We start from the raw sequence: 24,071 nt of genomic DNA, 5'->3' as shown, positions 1-24,071 counted from the left end.
TCATCAGGAAAAAGCATAGTGTCAATAATTAATACCCCTTCCCTTGTTAAAAATGCACTTGAGTTGATATTATGATATCTTGAACTTGAATATATATATAAGTTATCAGCTATTTTTATCTCATTTACACTCATTTTTTATGTTTCCAATTTCCTTACTCATCAAGGCGGAGATTTTAGCGCATTATTTTTTATAAAGTAAATTTTAGACCTATTTTGTTAATAACACACTAATATATTACTCTAAATAGTTTAACACACTTTACACTTTAAAAAATAAGTTTGGTGATTGTTTTATCCCTTTTGTTGAGCTTGGTAGTATCTATTAGGTTATTCTTAGGTTATTCAAAAATTCTTTTAAACTAACCAATACCGTCTATCTTTTTCTATTGTTCCTCTTAATCGTGGCATAGATTATAAATATCGCTGCAGTAAATAACATCAATCCAAAAATAAAAGCTAACATCAATTTGCTTTGATAGGTTTCTTTTAGAAAAAGAGAGGCTAAGCCAAAAGTTCCACAAATAATATAAAGTATTATAACTGCTTGAGGTTGTGATAATCCGATATCTACAAGCAGGTGGTGAAAATGTCCTCTATCTGCATTTATCGGGAGCTTCCCTTTAAAAGACCTTCTCACTATCGCCCAGACCAAATCCAATATTGGAAAACCTAAAACTATAATTGCTGTCGGTATTTTCGCTGCTTTAAGCAGTGATATCACTGCAAGCATATAACCCAAAAACATGCTTCCTGTATCACCTAAAAATATTCTTGCGGGATAAAAGTTATGTGGTAGAAATCCAAAAATAGCTCCAGCAAAAATCAATGCCATAATAGCTGTTTGAGGTTTTGTTAAAATAATTGACTCTGCGGCAATTCCAAAAAGAACTAATGCAGCAATTCCAGATACTCCACTGGCTAAACCATCCAATCCATCAAGAAAATTTATTGCATTCTCTAAAATCATAACCCATAAAATGGTAAAAATTATTGAAAAAATTGGAATAATAAGAGATTTTCCAAAGAGAGCAAAAGAAAGATTTATTTTATCTAAATAAATAGGTTCTGCACCAAATGGGTTAGTGATAACACTGGGATAAAATCCAAATATAATTAAAATAATTGCTGATGCTAATTGCCAAAAAAGTTTTTTCAGCGGTGAAAGCTCATATATATCATCAATAATACCTGCTGTAAGTATAACTAAACTACCCAAAATTATCCCTATAAGACTTTTATTAATCCCTATTGCAAAAAAAGAGGTGATAAAAAAGGAAAGGAATATGGCAAGTCCACCCATAGTTGGAGTTATATCCTTATGAATGTCCCTCTCTCTTCTTTCCCTTTGAACATCAACATAAGCACCCACTTTTAGAGCTAATCTTCTTACCCATGGAGTGAAAATTACTGTAAGAACTATTGCTACTAAAAATAGTAAAAATTCTAAGAATTCAAATTGCATTTTACTATAACCATCTATATTGATTTTTAAATTAATTATAAGTTTTTATGGAATTTAAAATTTTGGATAATATTCTTATTTTACTATTTATATTTAAATAATATTTGCTAGTATCCTCTTTTTCCTGGATAATATCAATAATTTATTTTTATTCCCAGTTAATTTTGCAATAAAAAATATTAATCTAAGTCCAAAAACCATAAACTTGTTCTTCTTTATCCAGTGGTCAGATTCCTCCCCGATTATTCTGTTTAAAATTGTTTCCTCTTTACCTGTATAGACTATCTTAAAACCAATTTTGTTTAAAAGAATTGTTATATTCTTTTTAGAGAAGTAGTATAAATGATGTATATCATAGACTACATTTGCCGGGGTCTTCCATCTTCCAAAACTAAGTTTGTAACTTAAATTAGTTGTCTTTTTTATTAGAGAATTTTGATTAGGAGTTAATATTAGAACAATCCCTTCAGGCTTAAGAATCCTACACACTTCTTTTAGTAGCTTCTTTGGCTCTCTTACATGCTCTATTAAATCCCATAATGTCACAACATCAAAACTATTTTCCTTAAAAGAAAAATCTTTTAAAAAACCATATCTTATATCCAACTTAAAATTCTTTTTGGCATAATTTACAAAATCTTTTGATACATCAATTCCAAGTGTCTCCCATCCTCTATCTTTTGCCATATTTAAAAAAACACCTGATGAACAACCTACATCTAAAATCTTTCCCTTATTAGGATTTAATTTTTCAATCAAATTTAAACCTTTTAAAAAGAGTTTAGCTTCGGGACTTCCTTTAAAATTTATTGTTATATTCCTAAAATAAGCAGATTTGGGATAGAGTGGATCATTATAATGTCTTTGAATAAAATTTTTAGAAGGAATGGGATAGATTGAAATCATACTGCAATTTGAACATTTTATAACCCTATAGGGTTTCTTTGATATCTTCTCGAGATTAAAAACTTCTTTAAACCTGTTACCATCACATATAATGCATTTATAATTATTTATTTCCAACTCACTTGTCATAATAAATATATAAAAAATTCCTTTAATTTAAAAAACTAATTTATTACAAATAATATTTATCTTATATAGCTTTGTGGCATAGTTTCGAAGACATTTTTATTTTCTTTTTATAAATTTCTCATAATTTTTTATTATAAAAAACACCAAAACTCTAAATCCTAATGCTATTGCTAGAAATGGAATTAAAATAACTCTCCAACTATATCCATAATTCTTTAAAAAATATCTAAAAACACTTTTTTGTTGTTGGTAAAAAAGCTCAACACCAGTTCCCTTCGTACTTCCACCTATGTAATGAACAACTGTAGCCCTGGGAAAATATCTTACCTCCCATCCAGCATTCCACATTCTTTCACAGAGGTCGAGATCTTCAACATACATGTAGTATCTCTCATCAAATAAACCAACTTCATCTAAAGCTCTTCTTCTTAAACCCATACATGCTCCACTCACCCAATCTATCTTCACTTCTTTATTATGATCAAAATCCATCATCTTATATCTTCTTGTATACGGATTTCTTGACCAAAATATACCTACTAAAACATGCATTGCAGCTTCTTTAAAAGATGGGAACCTTCTACATGAGAGATGTGCATTACCAGATGGGTCAATTATTTTTGGTCCTACTACACCTACTTCAGTATTGTTTTTTAAATATTCAATAATTCTATCTATGCTTCCTTCAAAGACCTCCGTATCACTATTTAAAAGTATTAAAAAATCTGAATTTGTTAATTTTATTGATTGATTTGCTGCTGCTGTATAACCTATGTTCTTAGAATTTACAATAAGTTTTACATCTGGATAATTATTTCTTACCATCTGAACACTACCATCATCTGAATTATTATCAACAACTATTACTTCAATATCATATTTAGAACCAAATTTATAGATTGAGTTTAAACATTTATCTAAAAAGTCTTTTGTATTGTAATTGACTATTGCAACTGTAGCTTTCATATTCTTTTAATATTCTTATAATGAGAATTTAATATATTACTAAATATAATCTCTATTAATAGATTTGTGGTATGGTTTCGAAGACATTTCAGTCGAGAAACTATACCCAAATCTTCCAATACTTTTTTAGTGAGAATCTGATATTTTATAAATTTTTTGGCGGAGGTGGATAGGAATCGAACCTACCTGGGAAGCACTTACTCCCCACAACGGTTTTGAAGACCGAGCTGCCCACCAGAACAGTTACACCTCCTTCAGTCATTCTTTTTAAGAATCCTGTAATCTTCTACTCTTTTTGTTAAACCTTCTTTGTCAAAATATTCCAATAATGCTTCTGAATATTTTCTTGAAGTCTTTAAAACATCCCTAAATTTAGCTAATGTAATTTTTCTATTTTTATTAATTGTTTCTATTAATTTATCTTTTGCTTTTTCAAATGATTCTGTTGCAAAAAAAAGTCCGTCTTTTAATTTAATAACCTTTTTTTCTCTTTTTAAAATATTTAGAATCTGGTTAACTTCTTCAATACTTAGATTGATATTTTTAGATAACTCTTTCACATCTGGTGGTGAAAACTTTCCACTTACTATACTATTTTTTACTAATAAATAATTCTGTTTTTCCTTTCCACTTAGCTCATAGGATATAAGAGGGGACAATATTTTTGAGCCTTCTTTAATTATAATTTTATCTTGCTGAAATTTTTGTAACAATGTCTCATACTTTGTTTTTGGAATTGTGAAAAATATTTTTTTTCTTAAAATTTCAGTATCAATTCCAATTTTTAAGATATTTTCTAAGTGATATTCTTCCAAATAGGAAAGCATTTCCTGTCTAAGTCTTTGAAAATCAGTTAATAAAAGATATTGTGGTTTATCAGATATTGATACACCAGTTGACATATTAATAACTTTATTTAAATGCAATAACTTTTTTATTACATCTTCTACTTCCTCAACTGAAATTTCTGACTTTTTCGATATTTCGCCTGTAGTTAATGGTTCCGGATAATTTTCCTTAAGCCACAAAGATATTATTTCATCTTTATTTCCAGCATAAAGTATATTAAGTTTATCTATAATTTTTTCTCTCTTTATTCTTTTTTTAGATGGATGTGAGAGAAGTATTAACCCGCCCCCCATTGTTCTTAGTAGAGATGAATTTCTTATTATAAATTTATCATAATTTTTAACAACTAATGGGTAGTCCAATTTGAATCTCACATAACCTGTTTCTCCAGGTTTTATCTCTCCCACACCAAGCAGAGAGGCTTTGGCTATAATCTCTCTCGTTCCATGATGCAAACTCACTTTTCTTCCTGACTTAAGGCTACTCTTTTGATTTGATAAAATTTCAATATGGGTATCTAATAAAGAAGTTGGGGTTAAATATCCAGGTTTTAAAACGACATCTCCTCTACTCAACTGATTCTTTTTAACTCCTATTAAATTTAATGCAACTCTTTGTCCAGCAAGTGCTTCTTTTACATCTTCGTTAAAGACCTGAACATTTCTGATTCTACATCTTATTTTATTAGGAAGTATCTCTATTTCATCACCAGATTTTACTTTTCCTGACCATAATGTACCAGTAATTACAGTACCTATTCCAGAAAGAGTAAAGACACGATCTATTGGAAGTCTAATTGGCAAATTAATATCTTTTGTAAATTTTAATGAGGTTAGTTTTTCTAACTCTTTAACTACTTCCTCTATCCCTTCTCTGGTCTTTGAAGATGTCCTAACTATTGCTGCATCTCTATAAGGACTATTTTTTAAAAGTTCTTTAATTTCACTTTCAACTATATCTACTGTCTCTTCATCTACTAAATCCATTTTTGTAATCACTACCAATAGCTTATTAATATTTAAAAGTCTTAATATATCAAAGTGTTCAATAGTCTGTGGCATTATTCCATCATCAGCAGCAATCACCAAAAGACCAATATCAATTCCTGATGCACCTACCATCATATTTTTTACAAATTTCTCATGTCCTGGAACATCTATTACTCCAACAATTTTACCTGAAGAAAAAACCAGGGGAGCGAAACCTATATCTATTGACATACCCCTCTGTTTTTCTTCTATTAGTCTATCTGTATCTATACCTGTTATTTGCTTTATAAGCTCAGTTTTTCCATGGTCTATATGACCTGCTGTCCCTATTATGACTGAAGGATAGGAGTTTTTATTCACTAAGAATTACCTCCTTTACTGAATTTACTACTATTTCATCCTCACCTGGTAGAAGAGTTCTTGGATCAATAATCATTAAATCCTTATCTATTCTTACTATTATGGGTATTGACAATAATCTTAGTTTTGATGCCAACTTATTTGGTGATATTGTCCTTGGTAATAGTGTAACTACTCTTGTTTTTAAATTCAAAAGTGGCAACGCACCACCACCAACCTTCGAAAATTCCTTTTTAATATCAATATCACATTTGCTACCTAATTCTTCTACTAATTTTTTTTCAATATTTCTTGCCATACGTGCAATTTCATTAATAGGATAAGTTATCATTTTAGTTACTGGAATTTGCGCCTTAGCCTTCTTTGGGTCAAGATATAATCTCAATGTAGCTTCAAGTGCAGCAAGTATCATTTTGTCTACTCTAAGAGCTCTTGTCAGAGGATTTACTCTCATTTTCTGTATAAATTCAGTTTTTCCTAATATTATTCCTGCTTGGGGGCCTCCTAATATCTTATCCCCAGAAAATGTAACGATATCAGCACCAGCTTCTATACTGCTTTTCACAATTGGTTCATCTTCAAAACCTTCAACATCAAGTTCCAATAAGACACCGCTTCCCAAATCATCCATAATGGGAATATTATACTGATGCCCCAATTTAACTAAATCAGATAAGCTTACTTGCTCAGCAAATCCTACAATCCTGTAATTGGAAGTATGAACTCTCAAGATAATAGCTGTTTCATCAGTGATTGCTTTTTGATAGTCTAATAATCTTGTTTTGTTGGTGGTACCAACTTCTCTAATTATAGCTCCACTCGAACTTATAACATCAGGAATTCTAAAAGAACCTCCTATCTCTACTAACTGACCCCTTGAAATTATTACCTCATTATCCTTAGCTATACTGTTTAATGCTAAAAGAACAGCAGCAGCATTGTTATTTACAACCATTGCATCCTCAGCATTGGTTAGTGTTGTAAGAAGAGCTTTTACATGCATCTGCCTGTCGCCTCTTTCACCTTTAATAAGATCATACTCAAGGTTTGAATATCCTTCTGATATTTTGCTTAATGAATTGAGTGCTTGCTCAGAAAGTGGAGCTCTTCCTAAATTTGTATGAATAATAACTCCTGTAGCGTTTATCACTTTCCTCAAGCTTGGAGTCATAATTTTTTCTACAAGTTTAGAAATTATTGGTATAAGATCCTCTGAATCAATGGTTATAGATTCAAGTTCTTCTTCTTTCGCTTCAGATATGGATTGCCTTAATTCTTCAAGAACGGTTCTTATTGCTTCTACTACAATATTTCTGGGAAACTTTTCTAAAAGCTTTTTAGTATCAGGAATTGATAATATGTTATCAACCTTAGGTATCCTGCTTAAATATTCTTGTCTATCCATAAATTTCACCCTTACTCTTTCTATAAAATACCTATTTTATTTTTTTCTGAAATCATATATACCACCTATTATTGGGAATTTAGCACCACATTGATTACAGATTAGTTCATCTTCTTTTTCATCTATAATATCACTTTTACAATAAATACATTTCCACGGAATTTTTTCAATAGCAGAAGAGATCTTTATAGTTTTTTCATTCCTCTTTTGAGATAACACAAAAATTGACGGTCCAGTTTTTATTAAGCCAAGAGGTAATTGAACTATATTATCTATCTTCGAGAGAATTTCTGGATTTATTATATTTTTTATAAAATTTAATCTAAAATTGGATACACTTAAAATTTTAAGAATTTTAAACTCAGCTAATTTTAACTTATCACTGATAAATTTAGGATGAAAATTGTATATATTTTTTCCAATCATTGAAGGCTCATAAAAAAATGGATTTTCTGCTCCCTTTCTAATTAAGAATTTCCCCATTCTTTTGAGATTTCTCTTATTTGCATATTCTAAAATAAAAAAGCTCTGAGGTGTTAAAATCCTGCTTATTTCATCGAAAAAGTTCTGAGGTTGAGTAAGATGATGTATCAATCTTATAGAAATAGCAAAATCAAACGTGAAATTTTTAAAAGGCATATCGTAGGCATCCGATGCCACAAAAAAAATCTTAGACTTCGATCTCTTGGATAGTTCTTTTTTTGCTACTGAAAGATTTTTGAGAGAATAATCCAATAAAACTGTCTGAGGAAATAAATTAATGTAAGTACTTGAGAGTCTACCATACCCTCCACCAATATCAATAAATCTTTTCCCTTTCTTAGAAATAAGTTTTTTTAAAGCATAAATTTCAGAAAGGTGCTCATAGCTTCTTTTTTTACCACTCCAAAATTCTCTGTAATCATAATCCTCATAATCAACTATTTCTCCTGACAAACTCTCCACCTTCTAAAAAAAGTTTTAAATTCTTTAAAAATAATACATTACCTGTGGAAGTGAATATATATTACATCACCATCTTTTACTAAATAATCTCTACCTTCAACTCTATAAGTTCCCATCTCCTTTACCTTAGATATTGAACCTGCATCCGATAAATCCTCCCAGTTTGTAACTTCAGCTTTTATAAAGCCTTTTTCCATATCGGAGTGTATTTTTCCCGCAGCTTTTACTACAGGTGTGTTTCTTTTTATGGTCCAGGCATGAACCTCATTTTCGTTCCCGGTAAAAAATGTAATAATATCTAAAAGCTTGTAACTTGCTCTTATAAATTCACTTAGTCCCTCATATGGAATTTTCATATCCTTTGCAAATTCTTGAGCATTTTCATCTGGTAATTCCGATAATTCCTGTAAAATTTTTGCAGATATTATCATAACTTCAGCTTTATCTAACTTAGCAATATCTTCAACTTCTTTGACAAGTTCTTTGCTCTTATTAGTCTTGTAATAATCTTCCTCAACATTTGCAACATAAACAACTGGTTTTTGTGTTAGGAGGTTTAATCCTTTTATTATTCTTAACTCATGTTCCTTTAACCTAATAGCTCTTACTGAATCACCTTTTTGTAAAGAATCTCTTATCTTTGTTAAAACTTCTAATCTCTTAAGTTCTTCCTTTTTTCCAGATTTACTTGCTATTTTAGTTTTTTCTAAGCTTTTCTCAATAGTAGAAAGATCAGCCAAAATCAATTCTAAATCAACTATTTCAATATCCCTTTTTGGAGAAAGAACTGTATTAATGTGAGCTACATTTATATCTTCAAAGCAACGTACAACATGAACAATTGCATCAGTATCTCGTATTTGTGCTAAAAAATTGTTGCCCAGACCTTCCCCATGACTGGCTCCTTTGACCAATCCAGCAACATCTAAAAAATTTATTGAAGTTGACACTACTCTCTTTGGATTAAATACATTTTTAAGTGCTTTTAATCTTTTATCAGGTATTTCTACATCACCTAAATTTGGTTTAACCGTAGTAAATGGATACCTATCAATCTTTGCATTTTGTTTAGTTAAAGCATTAAAAAAAGTGGACTTACCTACATTAGGAAGTCCAACTATCCCTATCTTCATCTACATTTCCTTTTCTTTAAGCTCCTCTTTTAAATACCCTCTAAATCTTCTATTAAATTCTCTTCTTATCAACTTTATTTTTCTTCCGCATCCTTGACACTCGAGCCCAATATCCATTCCAACCCTAAAAACTTGCCATCTGTTTTTTCCACATGGATGATTCTTTTTTAATTTTACTAAATCACCTATTTTAATAGTCGTGGTCTTTACCAATTATTTTAATCCTCAAATATATAACTTTTATTTTATATCTTCCAGATATTCCTTTATATTTTCAGCATACTGCTCTGTTATTTCTGAAAATTGAGCTATTTTCTCATTTAACCAATCTGATGATTTCTGGATATATTGTTTTCCTATTTCTGATAATATCTTTCTTGTTTCCTCTCCTGTTCTCGGAGCGATTAAAACTCCAACACAAAATCCAATAGCAAATGAAGTAATTAACTCAAACTTTTTATCTTTCTTATTTTTCATCTTGTCTCGCTACTAAATGAATATAAATTAAAATATTATTAAATAATCTTTTTAAATAATTTTAACATATCACTTTATTTATTTTTTGCTATTACCCTAAACTCAATGCTAAGAGGACTGAAAGGTAAGTACATTTAATGATCCTCTAAATTTGATCTCTAATTAACTTAAAAAGAAAATAGAAGAGAAGGATTTAATATTTTATATAATCTAATTTCTATTAATCGCTTTGTGGCATAGTTTCTAAGCTATTTTAGATTTCTTTTTTGCTTTTTCTTCTTTTCAATACATACCTAACAATAAGAAATCCTATAACCACTAAAAATACTATTGGTGAGATTATCATCATAAAAAGGACCAAACCATCAATTACTTTAATAATTGCTCTAACACCTTCTCTAAGAGTATCCAGAAATTCCCACCTAATTGGATATGGCTGAGGTTTTACATGTGGTTCACTAACAGAAATAGTTATGGTTGAGAAACTTATCTGTTCATCCAACCATCTTAATCTTCCCTTTATAATCTCAATCTGTTCTTGAACACTTGAAAGTTCTCTATGTACAGCAATGCTATCCTCTATCGTTCCTGATTTATCCATCATTTGTAAAAGAACCTTTTCTTGAGCCTGGAAATGTTTGAGTCTACTATTTAAATCCACATATTCCTGGGTTACTTCATCAGCATATGTATTTAAATTTTTCACATTGCCAAGTTTTTTTATCTGATCAATAACTGAATTAAAATTCTCTGAGGGTACCTTTATTGTAATTGTCCCTATTGCAGGTTCATCTCCATATGCTCTACTACTTGTATTAGATACAAAACCACCTGCTGCTCTTGTAATATTACCTATCTGTTCAAATTTTTCACTAAATTTACCCTTCTCAACTTCTAACTCTATATTTCCATGATAAATAATCATTCTTTCCAATGTTGTAACTTGAGGATTAAAAACAATCTCACCTCCAGTTGCTACTTCAGTTTCAATATATTCAGCTCTATCAGATTTTTCAGCTTCTTCTAAAAGTATCTTTTCCTCTAACACGTAAGGTGTTTCTTTTGCAATTTCATTGGTTTTTAAACTTTTGAACGTTGAAGTAACCATGGCACAACCTACAATATTCATAGTCATAATCAGAACAAGAATCATTGAAAATAAAGTTAATGTAGGAATTTTAAGAATTCTTGTTTTTTTAAAGAAACTTTGTTTTGAGTTTTTTCCCATTTTTTCCTCCTTCTTATAAATAATTTTACTTTTTAAAATAAGCTCTTTATTAGATAAATGAATGTGCTTTATTCTTTTTCTCTTTAAAACTAATTCTATTTAAAAACAGTATTTCTAAAAGTTCAAATCCTATTAGTTTCTTTAATATATTTAATGAGATTTCCTTCAGACTATGTCCTCGACCCTCGAGTGTAACGAAGGGGAAGGAATGACAAATATTTTTATTATATTATATTAGTCCTTCAAGGAGCAAACTGTAAACTTATCTCGTGTATAGTACATCTTATGTTTAATATTAACATTTCTAACTTTTAGACTAATAAAAATTGAAAATTGTTCATAAGAAGGATTTATTTTTAAATTAGAATTTTATTTTTTTTTCAAGTATTCATCTATAGCTTTTGCAGCTCCTTTTCCAGCACCCATTGCTAAAATAACTGTGGCAGCTCCTGTAACAATATCACCACCAGCAAAAACCCCATCTATACTTGTCATGGGAACATCTTCCTTTACTACTATTGTCCCCCATTTTGTGGTCTTTAAATCAAGAGTAGATTGGGGAATTAATGGATTTGGTCTTGTTCCAATTGCCACTATGAATAAATCTATATTAAATACAAACTCAGACCCTTGTATAGGAATAGGTCTTCTTCTACCCGACTCATCGGGTTCACCTAATTTCATCTTTATACATTTAAGAGCTTTTACCCAACCATTTTCTCCAATTACTTCAACTGGATTTGAAAGTATCATGAATTTTATACCCTCTTCTTTAGCTCTTTCAATCTCTTCTATCCTTGCAGGCATCTCCTTTTCACTTCTTCTATAAACAAGGTAAACCTCATCTGCTCCCAATCTTAGTGCAGTTCTTGCTGAATCCATTGCGACATTCCCACCTCCAACTACTGCAACCTTCTCTCCCCTCTTTATTGGAGTATCCCACTCTGGGAAAAGATATGCCTTCATCAAATTTGACCTTGTAAGAAACTCATTAGCTGAATAAACTCCATTATAATTCTCACCTGGAATCCCTAAGAACATTGGAAGACCAGCACCAGTTCCTAAAAATATTGCATCATATTTTCCTTTCAATTCATTAATTGTATATAGTTTACCAATCAATGAATTCACTCTTAAATCGACCCCAAGACTCTTAATATAATCAACCTCTCTTTGTACTATTTTTTTCGGAAGTCTAAATTCAGGAATACCATAAACCAGAACCCCACCTGACTTATGAAGTGACTCAAATAGAGTAATCTGGTGTCCCATTCTAACAAGATCAGATGCACATGTAAGCCCTGCGGGTCCTGACCCCACAACTGCAACTTTTTTACCTGTTGATGGAGGTATCTCAGGAACCTCAACTGTTCCATGTTCAGCTTCCCAATCAGCGGCAAATCTTTCAAGTCCCCCAATTGCTACTGGTTCAAATTCTTTCTTTCTTCCCAAAACACATACCTTTTCACACTGGTCTTCCTGAGGACAAACTCTTCCACATACAGCTGGAAGGCTGTTTTTTTCTTTTATCTTCTTTGCAGCTTTATCAAACTTGCCATCTTCTATTAATTTTATAAATGCTGGAATATCAACATCTACAGGACATCCCTCAATACATTTAGGTTTTTTGCATTGAAGACATCTTTTAGCTTCTTCAATTGCTTGCTCTTCACTGTAACCAAAAGGGACTTCATTAAAATTTTTAATTCTTACTTCTATTTCCTGCTGTGGTATAACAACTTTTAATTTTCTTTTACTGGGTTTCCTCTTTTTCCTTTCCTCTTTTCTCATTTCTCTTTTCTCTTTCACTCTTATTGTCTTCCTATCTTTTTCTTAAATTCATCTAAAGATAGTTTTTCACTATTAAGATACATCTGTTGACGAGAGAGTAGTAAATCCCAATTTACTTTATGCCCATCAAATTCTGGTCCATGAACACATGTAAATTTAGTTTTATCATCAACTTCAACTCTACAAGCACCACACATACCTGTTCCATCTACCATGATAGGATTTAAACTGACAATAGTTTTAATTTTATATGATTCTGTAGTTTTGCAGACAAATTTCATCATTATAGCAGGTCCAATAGCCCAGATTGCATCTATAGGATTATCCTCGTCAAGCAATTTTTTTAATATATCAGTAACAAATCCGTGATGTCCATAGGAACCGTCATCGGTTGAAATATGAAGTTCATTACATATTCCTCTCAACTTATCCTCAAAAATTATAAGATTTTTTGTTCTTGCACCTATAATTCCTATAACATAATTTCCAGCATCTTTAAGTGCCTTACAAATTGTAATTATAGTAGCAATTCCCAATCCACCACCAACACAAATGACTCTTCCGTAATTATCAATCTCGGTTGGATTTCCTAAAGGACCAACAACATCTAATATCTCGTCCTCAGCTTTTAATGTGCTTAAAAGATGGGTTGTTTTTCCCACTCTTAATGCAACCAAAGTGATAGTTCCTTTCTTAGCATCAAAATCAGCAAGAGTAAGTGGTATTCTTTCTCCAGTCTCATTAATTCTTATTATTACAAATTGACCCGCTTTTGCTTTTTTAGCAATTTCTGGAGCATGAATTTCAAAGAGGTCGCTATCTTCTGCAAGTACTTCTCTTCTTACAATTTTATACATGTATCCCTCTCTTTCTATTTTAAAGATTTAAAAAATTTTACTAATTTGATTTAAGTTAAACAATTTTTCACCCTCCCCCTACCCCCTCCCATCAAGGGAGGGGAACTAAAGGAAAATGCTTATTATTAAACTACTTCCCATTAAGGGAGGGGCTACATATGTAGGGCAACCCTTTAAGGTTGCAATTATAAACTACATACATTATATTTTTCTAAATTTTATTTATTACTATGACATTGTTTTTACAAGGCAAGGCTAAAGCCTTCCCTACTTAATTTTTATTAATAGATTTGTGATTTTTTTTGGGTTATTTTGGTATCCAGCTTCTTCTTTATTTGATTAAGATTCTTCACAAACTCCTTATCAACTTTAAAAGGGATTTTCTGACCCAGATCTGCTAAGCGAATTTTTTCACTAAAATATATAGTTCCTAAAATTTCAAAATCATATAATCTCTCTTTTAATAACTTTTCTTCATCTTTTGTTCTAACCTTATTGAGTATTATATAAATATTTTTTAAACCAATTTCACCCGCAAGTTTTTTCATAGTAAAAGCGGTTTGTATACTCCTTTGTCCAGGTTCTACTACTATTATTAAAGAATCCACTGCACTTGCAGTAGCCCTACCTAAATGTTCTACCCCCGCTGCCATATCCATTATCACAACTTCATCTCTTCTTAAAATAAGATGAGATACCAATCTTTTAAGCAAAACATTTTCAGGGCAAACACATCCGGAACCACCCTTCTTTACTGTTCCCATGATGAGTAGTTTAATTCCATTTATTTTATGGCAGTATTTATCAGGGATATCATCAACTTTTGGATTCATCTTAAAGAAAGTACCATAAGTTCCAGGCTTTGCTCCAGTTCTCTCCTCTATGAGTTCTATCATTTCAGATATGGGGGTGATTTGAGAAGACTGGGCATAACTTATTCCTAAAACAGATGCGAGATTTGTATTGGGATCAGCATCCACAACCAATACCTTTTTCTTATCTAATTCATAAATAAAAGCGAGTGTTCCTGCAATAGTTGTTTTTCCGACACCACCTTTACCACTTATAGCTATTTTAAATCCCTTCATTCAACCCTCTTATTTTTTACAAATTGAATTTTGAATTTCTTTATAAAGTCCTTACGCACTGGATAAAAAATATCCAGCATTATAAAGAGCTCATTGCCAATATAAACATCACTATGTGGCACACTTATCTCCTTTGAAAACTCTTATGATTATTAAAATTTTTTTGATAGACTACTGTGACACCTCCAACGACTAAAACCGTTGGGTTTCTTTCTAATTTATTCCTAAAATCATATCAAAAAATTATAACACAACTATATCCTTACTTTTGTTAAAATATTATTAAACAAAAATGATAATAAGTTATTAATAAAATAATAAAAAGAAGCTTTCTATGTTAGGAGGTATCTTGTGAGTATATTAATAGGAACATCTGGTTATAGCTATGAGGATTGGAAGGGAAATTATTATCCAACTGATATAAATAAATCTGATATGTTAAAATTCTATTCTAAAAATTTTAAAACAACTGAAATAAATTTTACATATTATAGAATGCCAAATCCATACATAATCAACAGGATGGCTCATAAAGTACCTGATGATTTTGTTTTTTCAGTAAAAGCAAACAGCTTAATGACACATGAAAGAAAAGCTAAGTCCAAGGATTATAATGGTTTTATAAAAGGTATATCTCCATTAATTGAAAGAGATCAGTTAGCTTGTGTTTTAGCACAATTTCCCTGGTCTTTTAAGCTTGATCGTTACAACTTAGATTATTTAAAACATTTAAGAGATAATATGATTGATATCCCCCTGGTTATAGAATTCAGAAACACTTCCTGGATAAATGATGAAACATTTGATTTCCTTGAACAGAATGAATTAGGATTTTGTTGTGTTGACCAACCAAAACTAAGGGGTTTGATTCCTCCTGTTGCTAAAATAACCTCTGATATTGCTTATGTCAGATTTCATGGAAGAAATTCTCAAAAATGGTGGCATCACAAGAAGGCATATGAGAGGTATGATTACGAATACAAGCAAGATGAATTATTGGAATGGGTTCCTAAAATAAAGGAACTAGAGGAAAAAGCTATTAAAACTATGATTTATTTTAATAATCATTATAAATCAAAGGCTGTAAAGGCTGCTAATCTCTTGCTTTCCCTGCTATAATTTCTTTCATCTATTAAATAGGTTCTATATCACGAGAAGAAAATGGAACAATTTCATGTTTGAAACTTTTGCGAACATTTTCTATTTCTCTTTCCATTTCTTTAGTTAGTCTTTCCAATTCCATTTGTGCTTTTTTAAGATCTAATTCAGCTAACTCAAGTTCTTTTTCTAAATCTAAAATCCTTCTAACACCTGCTAAATTTATCCCAAGGTTTTGAGTTAATTCGTGAACATATATAGTCTGCTCAATATTTTCCTCTGAATATAAACGTATGTTAGTAGACGTTCTTACGGGCTTCACTAATCTTCTTCTCTCATATAATCTTAGAGTTTGAGGATGTACTTGAGCTAGTTTAGCAGCTATGCTTATTATATATACTGGTTTCTTTTTATCCCTGTTCATATTTGTAATTACTCTTTAAAAATACTTAAGAAATGTTTTACACACAAAATTTAAAATCTTTTAATGATATTTAAATATTTTTTCCCTTGGATTTGATTTGCTAATCCTCTCAAGGTCCATAAATAATCTTTTTTCCTTTACTGAAAGCTTGTTGGGAGTTACAACTTTAAGTTTTATAAAAAAATCTCCGTTGCCACTTCCTTTTAATTTTGGTGCTCCCTTACCTCTTATTCTAAACAGTTTCCCGCTTTGTGAACCAGCTGGAATCTTTAATGAAATTTTTCTATTTGGGGTTGGAATTTCAATATTTGTTCCTAAAGCAGCTTCAGTGAAGGTAATAGGTAAATCTATTAAAATATCACTATTTCTTCTTTTAAAAATGGGATGCGATTTTACTTTAGTAATAATATATAAATCTCCAGATGGACTTCCTTTGTCACCAGATTCCCCCATACCCTTAAACCTTATTTTTGAACCATTTTTCACTCCAGCTGGGATTTTTATAGTTAATTTTCTTACTCTCCTCTCCCTCCCTATACCTTTACATTTAGTGCAAGGGTGCTTTATTATTCTACCTTGACCTAAACATCGAGGACATGTTTGACTTATACTAAAAAAGCCCTGATTTCTCGATACTACTCCCCTTCCATTGCAATTTGGACATGTTATTGGAAAAGTCCCTGGCTCAGTTCCCGCACCTTCGCACTTCGTACATGCTAAATTAGCGCTTACATTTATTTTTGTAGTTACACCTTTCATTGCTTCGTCAAAGGAGAGATTTATTTTATATGTAATGTCATTTCCTCTCTTTGGCGCTTTAGTTCTTCTGTTTCTTACACCCCCAGTTTTAAATAAGTCAAATATGCTCTCGAAGGCTGAAGATTCACTAAATTCCTGAAAGTTCCAAATTGTTTGAAAATCCTCTGGTCTAAATCCTTTAGCTTGAAATCCAAAAGGTCCCTGACTGTACGTTCTAACCTGTTCATCATATCTCTTTCTCTTCTCTTTATCTCCTAAAACTGAGTATGCAACTGAAATTTCTTTAAATTTTTCCTCTGCATCTTTATTATTTTGGTTAATATCAGGATGGTATTTCTGAGCTAACTTTCTATATACTTTCTTTATCTCATCCTGTGTTGCGTTTTTATCCACACCCAGAATTTTGTAATAATCCTTAAATTCCAATTAATTCACCAATAATAAATTTAAAATCTTCCAATATTTTTTTCTTAGGACTTGTCCGTTTTTTTTGAAACTTTTACAGTTGCGGGCCTTAGTAATGTGTTATTCAGAAGGTATCCTTTCTGTAATACTTCAAGTACTGTCCCTTCCTCGTGTTTATCACTTTCGATTTGCATTATTGCATGATGACACCTTGGATCAAATATTTCTCCTTCAGAATAGACTTCTCTTACCCCCTCTTTATTTAATATCTGATCAAATTCCTTATATATAATATCTATACCATCAATAATGGCTTTAACTTCATCTTTATTTTCTTTAGAAATTATTGCCTTTTCAAGATCATCAAGTATGGGGAGCAACTTCTTTATTAAATCCATATTAGCTAATGTTTTGGATTTACTCTGTTCTTTTAGAATCCTCTTTCTATAGTTTTCAAATTCTGCCTGTAGTCTCTGCAGAGTATCAATATAATCATTTAGTTTATTGTCTTTCTCATCTAATTCTTTTTTTAATTCTACAATCTTTTTATTCAACTTTATCTCACTCTTAGTTTTTTTTCTTTTTACCTTCTTTTTTTTAATTGATTCTGGCTTGATTTTTTGAGATCGATTTTTACTTGTCTTCTCATTGCTTTTTCCATTATTTTTAAATAGAATTTTGCCATAACTAATTTTTGAATACGATTCATTTTTCTTTTTAGCTTCTGACATAAAATCTCCTCATGACTATTTATCTCCTTTCTATTTTTTAAATAAGATTTATCATTTAAAAATTAATACAAATTATTCGTTTTCATCCACAACTTCATAATCAGCATCCACGACTTCTTCCTCTTCTTCTGGTTTCACTTTTTCCTCACCTTTAGACTCTTCAGCTTTTGTAGTCTTTTGAGTTGTCTGGGCATACACTGCTTCAGCTAATTTATGAGAGGCATCCATCAAATCTTGTGACTTCTGTCTTATAGCTTCAACATCTGTTCCAGCTAATGCTTTTTTCAATTCTGAAATAGTAGATTCTATATTGCTTCTTTCTCCTGAAGGTAATTTATCACCTAATTGTCTTAACGATTTCTCTGTTGAATATATGAGATTATCTGCATTATTTCTTGTCTCAGCTTCTTCTCTTTTATTTTTATCTTCCTCTGCATGAACTTCAGCTTCCTTCATCATTTTTTCTATCTCATCATCAGATATACCAGCTGAAGAAGTTATTGTTATTTTCTGTTCATTTCCAGTTCCAAGATCTTTGGCAAATACATGAACAATTCCATTAGCATCAATATCAAAATTTACCTCAATCTGCGGGATTCCTCTTAGAGCTGATGGTATTCCTACAAGTTGAAATCTACCCAATGTCTTATTGAAAGCTGCCATTGGTCTTTCACCTTGAAGTACATGAATCTCAACAGTTGTTTGATTATCCTCAGCTGTGGAAAATATTTCTCCCTTTTTGGTAGGAATTGTTGTATTTCTCTCAATTAACCTAGTAAAAACTCCGCCTTTTGTCTCAATACCTAATGACAAAGGAGTAACATCCAGTAGAAGAACATCTTTAACTTCACCCTTTAAAACCCCTGCTTGAATTGCTGCTCCTACAGCAACAACTTCATCAGGATTTATATCTTTTCTCGGTTCTTTCCCTGTCAATTTCTTTACTAAATCTCTTACTGCGGGCATCCTTGTTTGCCCTCCAACTAATAGGACATGGTCTAAATCCCCAGGCTTTACTCCAGCATCCTCCATTGCTCTTTTTGTTGGACCAACACACTTATCAATTAGATCAGAAACCAATTGAACAAGTTTGGCTCTGGTAAGTGTCATCTCAAGGTGTTTTGGTCCTGACTCATCAGCTGTTATAAAAGGTAGATTTATATTAGCAGTTTGAGTAGTAGAAAGTTCACATTTTGCCTTCTCAGCTGCTTCTTTAAGTCTTTGCATTGCCATCTTATCACCAGAAAGGTCTATTCCTTGTTCTTTTTTGAATTCAGAAATTATCCATTCCGCTATTTTCTCATCATAATCATCCCCACCCAAAAGATTGTTCCCACTTGTAGCTTTTACTTCGAAAACTCCATCTCCAATATCTAAAATTGAAACATCAAATGTTCCTCCACCAAGATCAAAAACTAATATTTTCTGATCTTGCTCCTTGTCCAAACCATATGCAAGAGCAGCTGCTGTTGGCTCATTTATTATTCTTAGTACTTTCATGCCTGCTATTTTACCAGCCTCTTTTGTAGCTTTTCTTTGACTATCCTCAAAATAGGCTGGAACTGTAATTACTGCCTCAGTTATCTCTTCACCTAAATATGCTTCTGCATCAGCTTTCAACTTTTGTAATATCATTGCAGAAATTTCTTGTGGTGAATAATTTTTATCATCTATCTTTACTCTATGTTTCGAACCCATTTTTCTCTTAATAGATGATATAGTTTTATCCGGATTTGTTATTGCTTGTCTTTTTGCTATCATTCCTACTAAACGCTCACCAGATTTAGTAAAAGCTACAACTGATGGTGTTACCCTACCACCTTCCGCATTTGGTATAACTGTTGATTCTCCTCCCTCAAATACAGCAATACATGAGTTGGTTGTACCTAGATCAATACCAATTGGTTTTGACATTATTTAATCCTCCTTTTTATTTTTATTTTAAAAATTTCAAATATTTAATAATAACCCAAAATTTGTTTACAAAATTATAAAACTTTATAATAATATTGTCAAGTATCTTAATAATAGTATTATCAAGTTTTGATATTTTACCAGAATTTCACAAAAAAATCAATATTTTTTTTACATATTTTGTTAGGAGAATAAAATCGTCAAGATAAACAATAATTTTGTAAATGCGGAAGTAATAGAGGTTATATAGAAATTGTGTTTAAAAGAATTTCTTACTCATGAATGCGATATATTTCTTTAATAAGTCTACCTTTTTCAACTTTTTTTACTCAAGGTTGTGGCTTTAAAGACATGAAGGTTTCTTCAAAATTGATTTTCCACTTCCCATCTTCATAAATTAGGAATATTTCTTCTGTTCTTATCTCTTCTCTGTCATCAACATAAGTAATAATAAAATTTGCACTTACCGCTGCTTTCTCATCATTCCTTTTTAATAAATCAGTTCTTTTTAACTCTATTTTTTTGACAGAGGAGAGAGATTTGGAAATCAATAAATTAAAATCTTCCTTGTCTATCTCTAATTTATCATTATTTAAGAGATATTTATCATATATCCTTTCAACATCTTTTAAATTCAGGTCATTAAAAAAACTAAAAACCGTTCTTTCAGGTTCAGATTTAAATATTAAAAATTCACAACCTAACAAGATAAGTAGGTTTGTAATCAATAGAAAAACTAAAAGTAAAAAACGGAATTTAATATATTTTTGGATTACATATTTTTTTAAAAACATTTCTTATAATTTCCAATATCTTTTTTGAATTTCTATTATTTGTTCTATTTCCCTGCTTGAATTCCTCTCCTTTAACTCTTCTGATGGATAAGGAACTGGATCATTATACCCGACCATCGCTCTGAGGGTTTCTATTACACTTTGAGATAATCCATTTAAGTAATAGCCACCCTCTAAAGAGAAGATAATTCTACCACTACAAACTTCATTCGCCATTTCTATTGCAGCTTTTGATAATCTAAAAAATGTATTACTTGTTAAAAGAAGTTGAGTTAAAGGATCCTTATAATGTCCATCATATCCAGCACTAATCAAAATGAATTCTGGTGAAAATTGATAAACAATCGGAGAAATGATCCTTTCTATTGCCAATAAATAAGTATTCTCTCCACTATATGCAAACATTGGTATATTTACATTAAATCCTTTTGCAATACCCGTTCCAATTTCATTAGCAGAACCAGTTCCTGGATAAAAAGGAAATTGATGTAAAGATATATAAAGGACATCTGGGTCATTATAAAATGAATCTTGTGTACCATTTCCATGATGAGCATCCCAATCAATAATAACTACTTTACGCAAACCCATTACATTCTTTAAATACTTAGCAGCTATTGCAATATTATTAAATATACAAAAACCCATAGCTTGGGAAAAAAGTGCATGATGTCCAGGTGGTCTCACTAAAGCAAATGCATTTCTATAAATCCCCTCATATACTGACTTGACTGCATTTAAAACTGCTCCACATGCATGAAGCGCGCTTTCATATGACTTTGAACAGACTGCTGTATCGGGATCTAAATGTTTTATACCTTTTATTTCTGATGTATTTTGAATTAATTTAATATAGCTATCACTGTGATTTAATTGAATATCCTTTATAGAGGCTTTATCAGGCGAAACAGTTTCAATATTATTTAAATCTTTTCTTTTTTCAATTTCATCTAATATTGCAACTAATCTTTGTGCTCTTTCCGGATGACCCCACCCCGTATCATGTTCTAAAAAAATTGGATGATAAAATAATCCTGTAGACATTTTTTTGATAATTTTAGAAGTTTGTTATTAGTCTTAAATACGACAGGCTCCGCAATAGTTTTTTAACCTATATGGATTACTTAATGATTCTACTCTTACTCTAGTTCCAGTATGCGGAGCGTGAACGAAGTTTCCATTTCCAATATATATTCCAACATGACTAAAGTTTTTGAAAAAAACTAAATCTCCTGGTCTAAGATCTGATTTTGAAACAGAAGCTCCTGCATTATATTGACCTCTTACAGTCCGAGGTAGATAGGTTCCAAATTGTCTAAAAACCCAATAAACAAGTCCTGAGCAATCAAAACTATTAGGACCTGAAGCTCCCCAGACATAAGGTTTTCCCTGTTGAGCTAATGCAAGAGATACCACACCTGTATAATCAGATGGAGAAATGAAATTAATTACTGGTGTATACATCTCTCTTTCTAAGATTTGTATATCCTGCTTAACCTTGGCAAGAAGTCTTTCCTTCTCTCTTATTTTTTCTTCTACTTGTTCTCTTATCAAATTTAACTCTGACATCAAGCCCAATGTTATCTTCTTTTGCTTCTCAGCTTCCTGCTCAATATTAATAATTTCATTTCTCATTTCCTCAACCTTCATTATCAACTGAGCATGCTTATCTCCAGCTATTGAAAAGAGTTTTATTCTATCCATCAGATCATTAACAGTGTCTGGAGACGACACTACATATACAAAATTCATCTGTCCATATTTATAAATTTCTTCTAATGCAGCTTCAAGCTCTGTTTTTAAAGAGACGAGTTCAAAATTAAGTCTACTTTCTCGTTTTTCAAGAAATATTATCTTTGATTCAACCTTATTAAGCTCATCTGTATAAAAATTATATTTCTCAACTGTTTCATCAAGGTCCTCATGAATGCGATATATTTCTTTAATAAGTCTATCTTTTTCAGCTCTTTTTTCACTTAAAGGCGTGGCACTAAGTGGTGACGAATAGGAAAGTGTAAATGAAATGACTAAAATTACACTAAAAACAATTTTACTTATAATAAAGAAGCTTCTCCTCTTTCTAAGTAAAGGATCTTCCAATAAATAACCTCCGTTTTTCACTTCTTCAACTACTTATCATTTACTATTACTGTAAGATTCTAATATAAAATTAATAATATTGCAAAAAAAATAATATTTTAAATTCTAATAATATCCTTAAATATCCTTATTTAGAAAATCTTTTATGCCTGTTAAAATGGCAATTGCTACATTTTTTTTATATTTTTTAGTTGCCATCCTTTTCTCTTCCTCTGGATTTGAAATAAATCCTGGTTCCACTCTTACAGATGTCATTGATGTCTCTTTTAGAATTGGTATATTCATTCCATGAACCCTGCAATCCGGTACCCTTAATCTTTTGATTAAATTGTCCTCTATTAAGTTTGAAAGTATTTTTCCAGAATTTGAGAATGATAATCCGGATGAGAAATAATAACAACTACTTCCCTCAGCAAATGGGCTATCACAATAATTTAAATGAACACTTATTAAAATATTTGCCTTTTTTGAATTCGCAACCGATGCTCTCTCACTCTCATTTAAATTTTCACCAATCTTTTGAGTTATGCATCCAGCCAATTCTGTTTTTGAAATCTCTTGAATCAGATTTTCAGCAATTTCCCAGCAGACTTCAGCCTCAGTTAACCCGTAAACTCCTATTTTACCTGGATCAGCAGGTAACCCATGTCCCGGATCAATACAGATTATTGGCTTAGTTTGCTTGATGATTTTTCTTTCTGGAATATGATAATTAGTCCCTCTCTCTAATGATCTTTTTAAATTATTAAGAGACTTTATAGTTTCCGGACCAACAAGTCCATCTTCATCTAAAGACATGTTATTTTGAAATTTTCTAACAGCAGTTTCTGTTTTTTTGTTAAAAATTCCTGTTACTTCTCCTGAATCAAAACCAAGTGAATTGAGATAATGTTGTAAAGTCTTAACATCATCACCTCTAAAAGGTGGTACTTTAAAATATAGAGTTCTACTTCCTAAAGTGTATCCTGCTTCAACAACTTCCAGCCATGTAATTGAATCAATAGTACCTGTAACTGCCAGACCTCTTTTTTGTTGAAAGGATTTAACAGCTTCTTCTGTCTTTATTCCAAAAAAACCATCAATATCCTCTAAACCAAGTGAAAATCCTAAGGATTTTAACCTAGTTTGCAAATCAACAACCTCTTTACCCTTGGATCCTATTTTTAGTTTCATAAAAGTTCAAACACAAAATAATATTTATCTAAACAAATTTTGAAGAATTGATAAATTTAATTTATAGGATATTTTTATTATTTTTG

Annotated in this window: 22 protein-coding genes and 1 tRNA gene; 1 reads left to right on the top strand and 22 read right to left on the bottom strand. The window is 31.1% G+C overall.

Translation table 11 applies throughout. The features are described from left to right. Positions 1–375 precede the first annotated feature (375 nt). From KKC53_00275 to KKC53_00210, 14 genes are all read right to left on the bottom strand, one after another. Complete coding sequence (locus KKC53_00275; protein MBU2597610.1) at positions 376–1,464, bottom strand: undecaprenyl/decaprenyl-phosphate alpha-N-acetylglucosaminyl 1-phosphate transferase; 1,089 nt, start codon at positions 1,462–1,464, stop codon at positions 376–378. A gap of 93 nt (positions 1,465–1,557) precedes the next feature. Then, positions 1,558–2,487, bottom strand: coding sequence for a class I SAM-dependent methyltransferase (locus KKC53_00270; protein ID MBU2597609.1), 930 nt, complete (start codon positions 2,485–2,487; stop codon positions 1,558–1,560). A gap of 108 nt (positions 2,488–2,595) precedes the next feature. After that, positions 2,596–3,465, bottom strand: a complete 870-nt coding sequence (locus KKC53_00265) for a glycosyltransferase family 2 protein (GenBank protein MBU2597608.1) — start codon at positions 3,463–3,465, stop codon at positions 2,596–2,598. A 157-nt stretch (positions 3,466–3,622) separates the two neighbouring features. Further along, positions 3,623–3,718, bottom strand: a tRNA-Sec gene (locus tag KKC53_00260). Between the two features lies 1 nt (position 3,719). Continuing rightward, complete coding sequence (selB, locus tag KKC53_00255; protein ID MBU2597607.1) at positions 3,720–5,663, bottom strand: selenocysteine-specific translation elongation factor; 1,944 nt, start codon at positions 5,661–5,663, stop codon at positions 3,720–3,722. Next, a complete protein-coding gene (selA, locus tag KKC53_00250; GenBank protein ID MBU2597606.1) occupies positions 5,656–7,068 on the bottom strand; it encodes an L-seryl-tRNA(Sec) selenium transferase in 1,413 nt (470 codons plus the stop codon). Before selA ends, selB begins: the two co-directional genes overlap by 8 nt. Before the next feature lie 36 nt (positions 7,069–7,104). Further along, positions 7,105–8,004, bottom strand: coding sequence for a methyltransferase domain-containing protein (locus KKC53_00245; GenBank protein ID MBU2597605.1), 900 nt, complete (start codon positions 8,002–8,004; stop codon positions 7,105–7,107). Between the two features lie 47 nt (positions 8,005–8,051). After that, positions 8,052–9,146, bottom strand: coding sequence for a redox-regulated ATPase YchF (gene ychF / locus KKC53_00240; protein MBU2597604.1), 1,095 nt, complete (start codon positions 9,144–9,146; stop codon positions 8,052–8,054). Next, entirely contained in the window at positions 9,147–9,341 is a 195-nt protein-coding gene (locus KKC53_00235; protein ID MBU2597603.1) for a DUF951 domain-containing protein, read from the bottom strand. It abuts the gene before it with no gap. A gap of 45 nt (positions 9,342–9,386) precedes the next feature. Next, a complete protein-coding gene (locus tag KKC53_00230; protein ID MBU2597602.1) occupies positions 9,387–9,623 on the bottom strand; it encodes a YtxH domain-containing protein in 237 nt (78 codons plus the stop codon). Positions 9,624–9,876: 253 nt separating this feature from the next. Continuing rightward, positions 9,877–10,851, bottom strand: a complete 975-nt coding sequence (locus tag KKC53_00225; GenBank protein ID MBU2597601.1) for a DUF4349 domain-containing protein — start codon at positions 10,849–10,851, stop codon at positions 9,877–9,879. A gap of 369 nt (positions 10,852–11,220) precedes the next feature. Continuing rightward, on the bottom strand, positions 11,221–12,642 hold the full coding sequence (gltA, locus tag KKC53_00220; protein ID MBU2597600.1) for an NADPH-dependent glutamate synthase: 1,422 nt from the start codon (positions 12,640–12,642) through the stop codon (positions 11,221–11,223). 20 nt (positions 12,643–12,662) lie between these two features. Next, positions 12,663–13,499, bottom strand: coding sequence for a sulfide/dihydroorotate dehydrogenase-like FAD/NAD-binding protein (locus tag KKC53_00215; protein MBU2597599.1), 837 nt, complete (start codon positions 13,497–13,499; stop codon positions 12,663–12,665). A gap of 281 nt (positions 13,500–13,780) precedes the next feature. Then, positions 13,781–14,587, bottom strand: coding sequence for an AAA family ATPase (locus KKC53_00210; protein ID MBU2597598.1), 807 nt, complete (start codon positions 14,585–14,587; stop codon positions 13,781–13,783). A 435-nt stretch (positions 14,588–15,022) separates the two neighbouring features. On the opposite strand from KKC53_00210, the gene KKC53_00205 reads away from it, so the two are divergent. Next, on the top strand, positions 15,023–15,706 hold the full coding sequence (locus tag KKC53_00205) for a DUF72 domain-containing protein (GenBank protein ID MBU2597597.1): 684 nt from the start codon (positions 15,023–15,025) through the stop codon (positions 15,704–15,706). 13 nt (positions 15,707–15,719) lie between these two features. On the opposite strand, the gene KKC53_00200 is transcribed toward KKC53_00205, so the two are convergent. The 8 genes from KKC53_00200 to KKC53_00165 all read right to left on the bottom strand — a co-directional run bounded on the left by KKC53_00200 (position 15,720) and on the right by KKC53_00165 (position 23,985). Continuing rightward, positions 15,720–16,109, bottom strand: coding sequence for a MerR family transcriptional regulator (locus tag KKC53_00200; GenBank protein MBU2597596.1), 390 nt, complete (start codon positions 16,107–16,109; stop codon positions 15,720–15,722). Between the two features lie 60 nt (positions 16,110–16,169). Further along, positions 16,170–17,294 (bottom strand): molecular chaperone DnaJ, encoded by a 1,125-nt coding sequence (gene dnaJ / locus KKC53_00195; GenBank protein MBU2597595.1) that lies wholly within the window; start codon positions 17,292–17,294, stop codon positions 16,170–16,172. Between the two features lie 44 nt (positions 17,295–17,338). After that, positions 17,339–18,004, bottom strand: coding sequence for a nucleotide exchange factor GrpE (gene grpE / locus KKC53_00190; GenBank protein MBU2597594.1), 666 nt, complete (start codon positions 18,002–18,004; stop codon positions 17,339–17,341). A gap of 72 nt (positions 18,005–18,076) precedes the next feature. Continuing rightward, the gene (gene dnaK, locus KKC53_00185; protein ID MBU2597593.1) at positions 18,077–19,918 is read right to left on the bottom strand and encodes a molecular chaperone DnaK; all 1,842 of its coding nucleotides are present in this window, start codon (positions 19,916–19,918) and stop codon (positions 18,077–18,079) included. A gap of 329 nt (positions 19,919–20,247) precedes the next feature. After that, positions 20,248–20,712 carry a hypothetical protein gene (locus KKC53_00180; protein ID MBU2597592.1) on the bottom strand — a complete coding sequence of 155 codons (465 nt, stop codon included), beginning with the start codon at positions 20,710–20,712 and terminating at the stop codon, positions 20,248–20,250. Between the two features lie 3 nt (positions 20,713–20,715). Next, entirely contained in the window at positions 20,716–21,756 is a 1,041-nt protein-coding gene (locus tag KKC53_00175) for a histone deacetylase (protein ID MBU2597591.1), read from the bottom strand. Positions 21,757–21,789: 33 nt separating this feature from the next. Beyond that, positions 21,790–22,812, bottom strand: a complete 1,023-nt coding sequence (locus KKC53_00170; protein ID MBU2597590.1) for a C40 family peptidase — start codon at positions 22,810–22,812, stop codon at positions 21,790–21,792. A gap of 117 nt (positions 22,813–22,929) precedes the next feature. Beyond that, on the bottom strand, positions 22,930–23,985 hold the full coding sequence (locus tag KKC53_00165) for an N-acetylmuramoyl-L-alanine amidase (GenBank protein ID MBU2597589.1): 1,056 nt from the start codon (positions 23,983–23,985) through the stop codon (positions 22,930–22,932). Positions 23,986–24,071: the final 86 nt, after the last annotated feature.

The sequence above is a fragment of the Actinomycetota bacterium genome (assembly GCA_018830725.1).
Lineage (GTDB): Bacteria > Actinomycetota > Humimicrobiia > JAHJRV01 > JAHJRV01 > JAHJRV01.
The sequence above is the reverse complement of the archived record's forward strand: the minus strand, read 5'-3'. Positions and strand labels throughout refer to the sequence as shown.

Coding starts and splice junctions, on each gene's coding strand:
- KKC53_00275 (MBU2597610.1), bottom strand. CDS start 1,464: ATGCAATTTGAATTCTTAGAATTTTTACTATTTTTAGTAGCAATAGTT.
- KKC53_00265 (MBU2597608.1), bottom strand. CDS start 3,465: ATGAAAGCTACAGTTGCAATAGTCAATTACAATACAAAAGACTTTTTA.
- selA (MBU2597606.1), bottom strand. CDS start 7,068: ATGGATAGACAAGAATATTTAAGCAGGATACCTAAGGTTGATAACATA.
- ychF (MBU2597604.1), bottom strand. CDS start 9,146: ATGAAGATAGGGATAGTTGGACTTCCTAATGTAGGTAAGTCCACTTTT.
- KKC53_00230 (MBU2597602.1), bottom strand. CDS start 9,623: ATGAAAAATAAGAAAGATAAAAAGTTTGAGTTAATTACTTCATTTGCT.
- KKC53_00225 (MBU2597601.1), bottom strand. CDS start 10,851: ATGGGAAAAAACTCAAAACAAAGTTTCTTTAAAAAAACAAGAATTCTT.
- gltA (MBU2597600.1), bottom strand. CDS start 12,642: ATGAGAAAAGAGGAAAGGAAAAAGAGGAAACCCAGTAAAAGAAAATTA.
- KKC53_00215 (MBU2597599.1), bottom strand. CDS start 13,499: ATGTATAAAATTGTAAGAAGAGAAGTACTTGCAGAAGATAGCGACCTC.
- KKC53_00210 (MBU2597598.1), bottom strand. CDS start 14,587: ATGAAGGGATTTAAAATAGCTATAAGTGGTAAAGGTGGTGTCGGAAAA.
- KKC53_00205 (MBU2597597.1), top strand. CDS start 15,023: ATGTTAAAATTCTATTCTAAAAATTTTAAAACAACTGAAATAAATTTT.
- KKC53_00200 (MBU2597596.1), bottom strand. CDS start 16,109: ATGAACAGGGATAAAAAGAAACCAGTATATATAATAAGCATAGCTGCT.
- grpE (MBU2597594.1), bottom strand. CDS start 18,004: ATGTCAGAAGCTAAAAAGAAAAATGAATCGTATTCAAAAATTAGTTAT.
- dnaK (MBU2597593.1), bottom strand. CDS start 19,918: ATGTCAAAACCAATTGGTATTGATCTAGGTACAACCAACTCATGTATT.
- KKC53_00180 (MBU2597592.1), bottom strand. CDS start 20,712: ATGTTTTTAAAAAAATATGTAATCCAAAAATATATTAAATTCCGTTTT.
- KKC53_00175 (MBU2597591.1), bottom strand. CDS start 21,756: ATGTCTACAGGATTATTTTATCATCCAATTTTTTTAGAACATGATACG.
- KKC53_00165 (MBU2597589.1), bottom strand. CDS start 23,985: ATGAAACTAAAAATAGGATCCAAGGGTAAAGAGGTTGTTGATTTGCAA.